This is a genomic window from Halomonas sp. SIMBA_159 (assembly GCF_046536035.1).
GTDB lineage: Bacteria > Pseudomonadota > Gammaproteobacteria > Pseudomonadales > Halomonadaceae > Vreelandella > Vreelandella venusta_A.
Window position 1 is genome coordinate 1 of record NZ_JAWJBT010001356.1, and the last position, 244, is coordinate 244.

The window sequence follows — 244 nt, forward strand, 5'->3', positions numbered from 1 at the left end:
CTACGGACCAAAAACAGCGGATGCGGTCAAGCGGTTCCAATTAATGCATGGGCTTGCTACTGATGGCATATACGGACCTAAGACTAAAGTTAAACTTGAATCATTATTAAAATAATAAATAAGCCTCTCTGAATTCAGAGAGGCTTATTTATTGTCTTTTTTTAAATTTTTTATATTATCGATTGGAAGTTCATCATACTCTACATGTCTTGGATCGAAGTCTTTATTTTTAGGTGGTATGGCG

Annotated in this window: 1 protein-coding gene; it reads left to right on the forward strand. The window is 35.2% G+C overall.

Annotated features, from left to right (window positions below):
• Positions 1-115 (forward strand): peptidoglycan-binding domain-containing protein (locus tag R0J87_RS23685; RefSeq protein ID WP_498889448.1); only part of this gene is annotated, 115 nt, incomplete at its 5' end.
• Between the last annotated feature and the right edge of the window lie 129 nt (positions 116-244).